We start from the raw sequence: 8,186 nt of genomic DNA on the forward strand, positions 1-8,186 counted from the left end.
ATCCAGTGCCGGGCCGCGTCCGACGCCATCCAGGGCGCGGCGACCAGCAGGACGCCGCCGCCAATCCATGCCACCGTGGCGGCCTGCCAGACAACGCGCAGCAGGGTCCTGAGCCGCTTCGGCTCGATGCTGGCGCGCGGAAACACCCTGGTTTCACCGAGCGCGCCGTGGATCAGCGCCGCGATGATGGCCCCGAACCCCGAACATTGCAGCAGGATATCGCGCATCCGACTCTCCATACAGTACTGTATGGTAATAGGCGTCGCGCTGGCGCCTGTCAATACACAAGTGTATGGTCGCGCAGCATGACCGATCAACTGACCGCAAAGGACTGGCTCGACCAGGGCCTCAAGACGCTGGCCGCCAATGGCTTCACCGCGCTGAAGGCCGAGCCGCTGGCCAAGGCGATGGGCGTGTCGCGCGGCAGCTTCTACTGGCATTTCGCGGATATCGCCGCGTTTCATGCCGCGATCCTGAGATATTGGCGCGAGGTCGCCGTCGAGCAGATCATTGCCGATGTGGAAGCCGCCGCCGGCCATGACAATCCGTTGCCGCTGCTGCTGCAGCGCGTGTTCTCCGCCAGGTCCGGGGTCGAACGCGCGGTCCGGAGCTGGGCTGCGTTCGACCCGGCCGCCCGCGCCGCCGTGCACGCGATCGACCGCCGCCGCATGGACTATGTGGAAGGTCTGCTCCGGACCGCGGGATTCACGGCAGAGGCCGCGCGGCCGCGAACCCAGATCCTGTACTGGGCCTTTCTCGGTTACGCCCTGTCGGACAAGCCGCTGCCGAAAGCCCAGCAGGAGGCGGTGTTCGACGACCTGCTGCGGATCGCGTCGCCCTGAGCGCGGCTTTTGCCCGCGTTGGAGACGACGCACGTTCGTGCGACCAGGGCGGAACGGACAAAAACAGGACGCGGCGTGACGCGCAACGGCGTGCTAGAGGTGAGACGAAGCCGGAGAAGAAGCCGATGAGCGCATTGCCCGAACGACTCGAAAACACCGTCGATCCGAAATTGCTGGAAATCCTGGTCTGTCCGCTGACCAAGGGACCCCTCGAATTCGATGCGACGAGACAGGAGCTGATCTCGCGCTCGGCCAAGCTCGCCTATCCGATTCGCGACGGCATCCCGATCATGCTGCCGGAAGAGGCGCGCAAGATCGAGTGAGCGATGCGCGTGCGAGCGATCATCGGCGTGCTTGCGGCGCTCGGCTTTGCGGCTGGAATGACCATGCGCGCCTCCGCCGACGAAAGCCGGATTCGCGTCGGCGCGATCGACGCATACCTGACCGTGCCGCCCGGCGTCGAGCGGCCGCCGGTCGCGCTGTTGATCGCCGGCTCGGGATCGACCGACCATGACGGCAACGGACCGCAGGCCAGGCCTGCGACGCTGAAGAAGCTTTCGGACCAGCTGGTCGCGCGAGGCATCGCGACGCTGCGTTACGACAAGCGCGGCGCCGGCGGCTGGAAACCGCAATTCGGACGGCCGGAAGATTTTCGCTTCAAGGACTATGTCGATGACGCGGCCGCTCTTGTAGGTTATTTGCGCAATAGCGCGAAATTCACCCATGTCGCGCTGGTCGGGCACAGCGAGGGCGGGCTGGTCGCGATCCTGACCGCGCGGCGCCTTCCGATCGATTGTCTGGTGCTGCTCGCGACCGCGGCGAGGAAACAGGGCGACCTGCTCAAGGCACAGCTCGAGAAGAAGCTGCCGCCCGACGTGTTCGCGCCGATGGCCAAGGCCATCGACGCCATCATGGCCGGGCAGATCGTCGATCCCATGCCGCCAGGGCTCGCGATCCCGCCCGCGATGCAGCCCAGCATGGCCTCCGCGTTCAACGAAGACCCGGTCGAGCCGCTGCAAAAGATCGACGCGCCGACGCTGATTGTCGGCGGCGGCCGCGACAGCCAGGTGGCGCGGCTGGATTTCGTGGCGCTGTCCACGGCCAACTCGCTGGCCAAGACGCTGTGGCTGCCCGACATGAACCACGTCTTGAACGATGTGACCGACGAGGCCGACGATCTTGCCGCCTACAGGCAATCCGACCGGCCGCTCGATCCGACCCTGATCGCGCAGGTCACGGATTTCATCCTGGCCGGCGAGGTAGCCACGCCGAAACAGCCAAGTGAGAGAATCCCGTGAACAGACGCAGTGAGCGGTCGCCGTGAATCCGCGACGCGGGGCGGCCTACAGCGCCTCGCCCTTCAGCAGCCGCGGCACTTCGCCCGACAGCCCCGCGGCCTGACGGATGAACAGTTCCTTCAGCGGCGGCGCGCGATCGACCAGGCCGAGACCGATATCGCGCAGCGAGCGCAGCAGCGTCGACTTGTTCGAGAACAGGACGTTCAGCGTATTGGTGGCGAGGCCCATCGCCATGGTGTCGAACCGCCGCCAGCGCTGGTAGCGCTCGATCACGTCGGCCTGTCCGAAGTCGATGCCGAGCCGCGCCGCGTCGGCCACCACTTCGGCCAGGGCGGCAACGTCGCGGAGGCCCATGTTGAGCCCCTGGCCCGCGATCGGATGGATGACGTGCGCGGCATCGCCGACCAGCGCCAGCCGTTCGCCGATGAAGGACCGCGCCACGAAATAGGACAGTGGAAAGGCGTGCGGCTTGTCCAGCGCCTTGATCTCGCCGAGATGCAGACCGAATCGCTGCTCGAGCTCGCGCAGAAATTCATCTTCGCTCAATGCGACGATCCGCGCCGCCTCGGCGCGCCGTTCGGTCCATACCAGCGAGGAACGCCGTCCGGTCAGCGGCAGGATGGCGAACGGGCCGGCGGGCAGGAAATGCTCCTCGGCGCGGCCATGATGGTCGCGCTCATGGCCGACCGTGACCACGATGCCCGATTGATCATAGTCCCAGCCATGGGTGGCGATGCCGGCCCGTTCGCGCAGCCGCGAGCGGGCGCCGTCGGCGGCGACCAGAAGTCCTGCCTCGATCACGCTGCCGTCGGCCAGCGTCACATCGATGCCGTCGGCGCGCGAATCATAGCTTGCAACCGCAGTCGGACGGAGGTCGACGCCCTGCGCCTCGGCACGCCTGGTCAGGGCGTCGATCAGATGACGGTTCTCGACCATGTGCGCGAACGGCTCGCCCGGTTCGACATGGCCGGCAAAGGTCAGGAACACCGGACGCGTCGCGTCTTCGAGCTTGGAATCGGTGATCACCATGTCGAGGATCGGTTGCGCCTCGGCGGCGACCTCGCCCCACACGCCGACGGTCTCGAACAGCCTGCGGCAGGCGGCAACGATGGCGGTCGCGCGCGGGTCGCGGCTTGGCCTGCTCGCGAGCGCGGGGTCCACCACGATGACGGACATTTCCGCCCCCAGACCCTGGCGTAACGCCAGCGCGAGCGCGAGACCGGCAAAGCCGCCGCCGCCGATCACAATGGTTTGTCGTGCCGTCATGCTCATAACTCGCTCACTCGTGCCCCTTGCTACCGGACTATAGCTGGGCGAAACAGGTTGGTGAAACAGGGTTGTCAATCACCCCGCCGTCTGTCCGGCATAGGGCAAGCCTCCAGGGCCGGAAATTCGGCGATAATCCGCGCGATTTCCGCCTTCGCGCGCCAAAATGACGCAGAATCGGACGAAGCTGCATGTCCAAAGGCCTGATCGACCTCATTTCAATTCTCGATATCGAGCCGCTCGAGGTGAACCTGTTTCGCGGCAACAGCCCGAAGACGAGCTGGCAGCGGGTGTTCGGTGGCCAGGTGATCGGGCAGGCGATGGTGGCGGCGTGCCGCACCGTCGAGGGCCGGCTGCCGCATTCGCTGCACTGCTATTTCATTCTGCCCGGCGACCCCCAGATCCCGATCATCTACGAGGTCGAGCGGCTGCGCGACGGCAAGAGCTATTCGACCCGCCGTGTCACCGCGATCCAGCATGGCAACGCGATCTTCTCGATCATGGTGTCGTTTCATGCCGAGGAGCAGGGCTCGTTCGATCATCAGGACAGGATGCCGGATGTGCCGCCGCCGGAGAAGCTCACCGCGGAGGAACTGGCCAAGCAGCCGATGTTCCGCGACATGCCGGATTTCATCCGCCGCTATTACGAATCCGATCGCCCGATCGAATTGCGTCCGGTCGAGATCGGCCGCTATTTCGGCCAGAAGGTCGAGGATGGCCGCATCCACATCTGGATCCGCACCGCGGCGAAGCTGCCCGACGATCCGGCGCTGCATATGTGCGCGCTGGCCTATGCGTCGGACTTCTCGCTGCTGGATGCGGTGATGGCGCGCTACGGCCGCACCCTGTTCGACACGCGGATGATGCCGGCGAGCCTTGATCACGCGATGTGGTTTCACCGGCCATTCCGCGCCGACGAATGGCTGCTCTATGCCCAGGACTCGCCCAGCGCGCAAGGCGGCCGCGGCCTGGCGCGCGGCCTGATCTTCAAGCCCGACGGGACGCTGGTGGCCTCCGTGGTGCAGGAAGGTTCGGTGCGCGAACGCAGATAACGTCCGCGCACCCCCGCGCTCAGGACGAGCGGTCGAGCAGTTCGAATTGCGAGGCGTACCACTGGGCGTACCAGCGCAACACCCATGGGATCGGAATCAGGAAAATACTGGCAAAGCCAAACGCCAGCGAGCGCCACAGAACTTCCAGGCCGGTCGCATTGAACGCCACATCACGATGCGTGCCGCCGATATTGCGGCAGACCCAGCGCATCCAGGCGGCAATCACCCAGGCCCAGCCGATGATGGTGATCATCGAAACAAACATCAGCACGTACCAGCCGACATAGCTCAAAGCGCTGCCCTCGAAGGCGATCGGAAGCCGTTGGCCGTTCGATGCGAGATTGCCGGCGATCCACCGTACCGTCATCCAGGACAGAAACCCTTCAAACGGAATCAGGAGCAGCTGGATGGTTGGATGGCCGGTCGTTCCCGCGTAGCTGCAGAGTCCGAGCAGGACGAACACGTACCAGATATCGCCGACCCGGCCGGTGAACGCGAGATTCGGGCGGCCCGGCACACGAAGCCGCGCGGCCACCCAGCGATAGAAATGGGTCGCCGCCCACGGCGCCGGAATCACCAGCGCCACGCCGAACGCGAGCAGCAGGCTCCAACCCAGCAACGGCCAGAGTTCCGCATCGAGCGACAGCGGGCCGCCAAAACTGACGCGAGCACCCGTCGATGGCGTGCCGCCGCTCCCCGGCGGTTGCGATGAAACGGCGACGCTCGGAAGCAGACCGGGAATTTCTACTGCCTTCTGCCAGCCCGCCATGCCCTCGGTCCAAACCAGCGTCTCGGCTCTGACCGTTCCGCGCGCGATGAAATCGCGAAGCTGTGCGTCCGGATAGGGACCTTGCTGCTGGCCGCCGGCTGCAAAAAACCAGGATCGGTCGGACATTTGACTCCCCCAGGGCGACGTCAAAGGCGGCTGTTTGACCCGCCGCAACCTATTGTGACCGACCTGCCGCTGCCCTGTACAGGGGCCGTTATGCGCCGCTGCCAAATGTTTTCGCTCGGATCTGCAAAATTTTTGTGCCATTTGCCCGGAAAGATGTCAGATTTGGTGATCGTCGCTGTTGAGCGGCGGCAATTGGGGAGCCGAAGGCCCGACCATGAAACTCATCGTTGCGATCATCAAACCATTCAAGCTGGATGAGGTGCGTCAGGCGCTCACCGCGATTGGCGTGCACGGCATGACGGTCACCGAGGTCAAGGGCTACGGCCGTCAGAAGGGCCATACCGAGATCTATCGCGGCGCCGAATATGTCGTGAACTTTCTGCCCAAGCTGCGGATCGAGCTCGCGGTCGCGTCGGAACTCGCGAACAAGGCGGTCGATGCCATCACCGGCAGTGCGCGGACCGGTCAGATCGGCGACGGCAAGATCTTCGTGACCCCGATCGAACACGCGTTGCGAATCCGAACCGGCGAGACCGACAGCGACGCCCTCTGATCCGTGCTGTGAGGTTGCCGGGGGCCCGCAGCCGTCGCAATCCGGCTGAAATAGTATCTTGTTACCTTTTTTCTGCCCGTCGCATGAGCAGTATTATGACTGGAGCTTGGCAAGCTTACGATTTAGGCTATGATGCCTAATTATTGAGCGCGACCGAATGGCGCAGGTCGCAGGGATTCGCGCAGGGCGCGAAAAGGTTCGCGTTCATAATCCGTTAGGTGGCGCCCGCCATCTGGCACGGCATTTGATTCTAGGGGTCCCGGCTGGTGGCCGCGTAGTGAGCTCTCTTCGTGGTGAACCTCAGTCAAAAACGCCCGGTCACGTCCGTACCGGGCCCAAGCGGGGATAGGACCCATGAAAATTGTTATGGCGATCATCAAGCCATTCAAGCTGGAAGAAGTCCGTGATGCCCTGACCGCCATTGGCGTTCATGGTCTCACGGTGACGGAAGTCAAAGGGTATGGCCGCCAGAAAGGCCATACGGAAATTTACCGTGGGGCCGAATATGCGGTGAGTTTCCTGCCCAAGATCAAGATCGAAGTCGCTGTCGCCTCCGACCAGGTCGACAAAACCATCGACGCCATCACGTCCGCCGCCAAGACCGGACAGATCGGCGACGGCAAGATCTTCGTCATCAACCTCGACCATGCGGTTCGCATCCGCACCGGCGAGGCCGATGCCGCGGCCCTTTGATTTCCCGCTCACCCCTTACCACTCAGGAGTAAACCAAAATGACGTTTAAGCGTCCCACCAATGCGGGATGGGCAGTCCTGGCTATCGCGGCAATCTGCGCCGTGGGCTTTGTCGATACTGCGCTTGCTCAATCTGCGGCTCCAGCAGCGGCCGACGCCGCGGCCGCGGCTCCGGCAGCAGCGGCAGCACCCGTTCCCAACAAGGGCGACGTTGCCTGGATGCTCACTTCCAGCGCACTTGTTTTGATGATGTCGATTCCAGGTCTTGCACTGTTTTATGGTGGTTTGGTCCGCACCAAGAACATGGCCTCCGTACTGACCCAGGTGTTCGCGATCGTGTCGATGATCGGCGTGACCTGGAGCATCTACGGCTACTCGCTGGCGTTCGGCGACGGCGGCAGCATGACGCCCTATATCGGCGGCTTTGCCAAAGCCTTCATGCACGGCGTCGACGCCAACGCCACGGCGGCAACGTTCTCCAACGGCGTCGTGATTCCGGAGCTCGCTTATTTCGTGTTCCAGATGACCTTCGCGATGATCACCCCGGCCCTGATCGTCGGCGCTTTCGCCGAGCGGATCAAATTCTCGGCAGTGATGCTGTTCATCCTGCTGTGGTCGACCTTCATCTACTATCCGATCGCGCACTGGGTCTGGTACGTGGCCGCTCCCGATGACGTCGCCAATGCCGCCAAGGCGCTGGCTGCAGCAACCGATGCCGCGGCCAAGACGGCGGCCCAGGCCAAGCTCGATGAGGTCACCGGTTCGGTCGGCTGGCTCGCCGGCGCCGGCGCGCTCGACTTCGCCGGTGGCACGGTGGTGCACATCAACGCAGGGATCGCGGGCCTGGTCGGCGCGCTGATCATCGGCAAGCGCACCGGCTACGGCAAGGACCTGATGGCCCCGCACTCGCTGACCATGACCATGATCGGCGCCTCGCTGCTCTGGGTCGGCTGGTTCGGCTTCAATGCCGGCTCGAACCTCGAAGCCAATGGCACGACGGCTCTGGCCTTCGTCAACACCATGGTGGCGACCGCCGGTGCGGCGCTGTCCTGGCTGTTGTGCGAATGGGCCGTCAAGGGCAAGCCGTCGCTGCTCGGCATCTGCTCGGGCGCGGTCGCGGGCCTCGTGGCGGTGACGCCGGCGTCCGGTTTCGCCGGTCCGATCGGCGCGCTGGTGCTGGGCCTCATCGTCTCGCCGATCTGCCTGTTCTTCGTCTCCACGGTGAAGAACGCGCTCGGCTACGACGACGCGCTCGACGTGTTCGGCGTCCACTGCATCGGCGGCATCGTCGGCGCGCTAGGCACCGGCATCCTGGTCAATCCCGCACTCGGTGGCGTCGGCATCACCGACTACACCAACATCACCGGCAACAATGCCGGCACCTACGACCTCGTCACGCAGATGATCGCGCAGGGCAAGGCCGTCCTCGCCACGCTGGTGTGGTCGGGCGTCGGGTCGGCGATCCTCTACAAGATCGTCGACGTGATCGTCGGCCTGCGTCCCTCCGTCGAAGTGGAGCGCGAAGGTCTCGACATCGCCGAGCACGGCGAGCGCGCCTACAACATGTAAGGGTCCTCCCGGGGCGCGA

General features: G+C 64.5%; 9 protein-coding genes and 1 pseudogene. 7 read left to right on the forward strand and 3 right to left on the reverse strand.

The window, feature by feature from the left end; all coding sequences use genetic code 11:
* A pseudogene (locus WCB02_RS11990) lies at positions 1 to 227 on the reverse strand (hypothetical protein); the annotation flags it as partial.
* A 78-nt stretch (positions 228 to 305) separates the two neighbouring features.
* Here WCB02_RS11990 and WCB02_RS11995 point away from each other — a divergent pair.
* The 3 genes from WCB02_RS11995 to WCB02_RS12005 all read left to right on the forward strand — a co-directional run bounded on the left by WCB02_RS11995 (position 306) and on the right by WCB02_RS12005 (position 2,140).
* Positions 306 to 842 carry a TetR/AcrR family transcriptional regulator gene (locus WCB02_RS11995; protein WP_423958410.1) on the forward strand — a complete coding sequence of 179 codons (537 nt, stop codon included), beginning with the start codon at positions 306 to 308 and terminating at the stop codon, positions 840 to 842.
* 125 nt (positions 843 to 967) lie between these two features.
* Positions 968 to 1,165: a Trm112 family protein gene (locus WCB02_RS12000; protein ID WP_423958411.1), complete on the forward strand. Its 198-nt coding sequence runs from the start codon at positions 968 to 970 to the stop codon at positions 1,163 to 1,165.
* A gap of 3 nt (positions 1,166 to 1,168) precedes the next feature.
* Positions 1,169 to 2,140 carry an alpha/beta hydrolase family protein gene (locus tag WCB02_RS12005; protein ID WP_423958413.1) on the forward strand — a complete coding sequence of 324 codons (972 nt, stop codon included), beginning with the start codon at positions 1,169 to 1,171 and terminating at the stop codon, positions 2,138 to 2,140.
* A gap of 45 nt (positions 2,141 to 2,185) precedes the next feature.
* Here WCB02_RS12005 and WCB02_RS12010 read toward each other — a convergent pair whose 3' ends face one another.
* Positions 2,186 to 3,406: a ubiquinone biosynthesis hydroxylase gene (locus WCB02_RS12010; protein ID WP_423958415.1), complete on the reverse strand. Its 1,221-nt coding sequence runs from the start codon at positions 3,404 to 3,406 to the stop codon at positions 2,186 to 2,188.
* Positions 3,407 to 3,597: 191 nt separating this feature from the next.
* Here WCB02_RS12010 and tesB point away from each other — a divergent pair, with 191 nt between their 5' ends.
* Positions 3,598 to 4,458, forward strand: coding sequence for an acyl-CoA thioesterase II (gene tesB, locus WCB02_RS12015; RefSeq protein ID WP_423958417.1), 861 nt, complete (start codon positions 3,598 to 3,600; stop codon positions 4,456 to 4,458).
* Positions 4,459 to 4,477: 19 nt separating this feature from the next.
* Here the strand turns inward: tesB and WCB02_RS12020 are convergent, their stop codons facing one another.
* A complete protein-coding gene (locus tag WCB02_RS12020; RefSeq protein WP_423958419.1) occupies positions 4,478 to 5,353 on the reverse strand; it encodes a GYF domain-containing protein in 876 nt (291 codons plus the stop codon).
* A gap of 214 nt (positions 5,354 to 5,567) precedes the next feature.
* Here WCB02_RS12020 and WCB02_RS12025 point away from each other — a divergent pair, with 214 nt between their 5' ends.
* The 3 genes from WCB02_RS12025 (at position 5,568) to WCB02_RS12035 (ending at position 8,167) form a co-directional block, all read left to right on the forward strand.
* Positions 5,568 to 5,906: a P-II family nitrogen regulator gene (locus WCB02_RS12025; protein ID WP_423958420.1), complete on the forward strand. Its 339-nt coding sequence runs from the start codon at positions 5,568 to 5,570 to the stop codon at positions 5,904 to 5,906.
* A 354-nt stretch (positions 5,907 to 6,260) separates the two neighbouring features.
* Entirely contained in the window at positions 6,261 to 6,599 is a 339-nt protein-coding gene (locus WCB02_RS12030; RefSeq protein WP_008142813.1) for a P-II family nitrogen regulator, read from the forward strand.
* Between the two features lie 38 nt (positions 6,600 to 6,637).
* Entirely contained in the window at positions 6,638 to 8,167 is a 1,530-nt protein-coding gene (locus tag WCB02_RS12035; RefSeq protein ID WP_423958423.1) for an ammonium transporter, read from the forward strand.
* The last annotated feature ends 19 nt before the right edge of the window (positions 8,168 to 8,186 follow it).

Origin of the sequence: Bradyrhizobium sp. (assembly GCF_049581145.1) — a bacterium.
Taxonomy (GTDB): domain Bacteria; phylum Pseudomonadota; class Alphaproteobacteria; order Rhizobiales; family Xanthobacteraceae; genus Bradyrhizobium.

Coding starts and splice junctions, on each gene's coding strand:
- tesB (WP_423958417.1), top strand. CDS start 3,598: ATGTCCAAAGGCCTGATCGACCTCATTTCAATTCTCGATATCGAGCCG.
- WCB02_RS12005 (WP_423958413.1), top strand. CDS start 1,169: ATGCGCGTGCGAGCGATCATCGGCGTGCTTGCGGCGCTCGGCTTTGCG.
- WCB02_RS12010 (WP_423958415.1), bottom strand. CDS start 3,406: ATGACGGCACGACAAACCATTGTGATCGGCGGCGGCGGCTTTGCCGGT.
- WCB02_RS12035 (WP_423958423.1), top strand. CDS start 6,638: ATGACGTTTAAGCGTCCCACCAATGCGGGATGGGCAGTCCTGGCTATC.
- WCB02_RS11995 (WP_423958410.1), top strand. CDS start 306: ATGACCGATCAACTGACCGCAAAGGACTGGCTCGACCAGGGCCTCAAG.
- WCB02_RS12020 (WP_423958419.1), bottom strand. CDS start 5,353: ATGTCCGACCGATCCTGGTTTTTTGCAGCCGGCGGCCAGCAGCAAGGT.
- WCB02_RS12000 (WP_423958411.1), top strand. CDS start 968: ATGAGCGCATTGCCCGAACGACTCGAAAACACCGTCGATCCGAAATTG.
- WCB02_RS12030 (WP_008142813.1), top strand. CDS start 6,261: ATGAAAATTGTTATGGCGATCATCAAGCCATTCAAGCTGGAAGAAGTC.
- WCB02_RS12025 (WP_423958420.1), top strand. CDS start 5,568: ATGAAACTCATCGTTGCGATCATCAAACCATTCAAGCTGGATGAGGTG.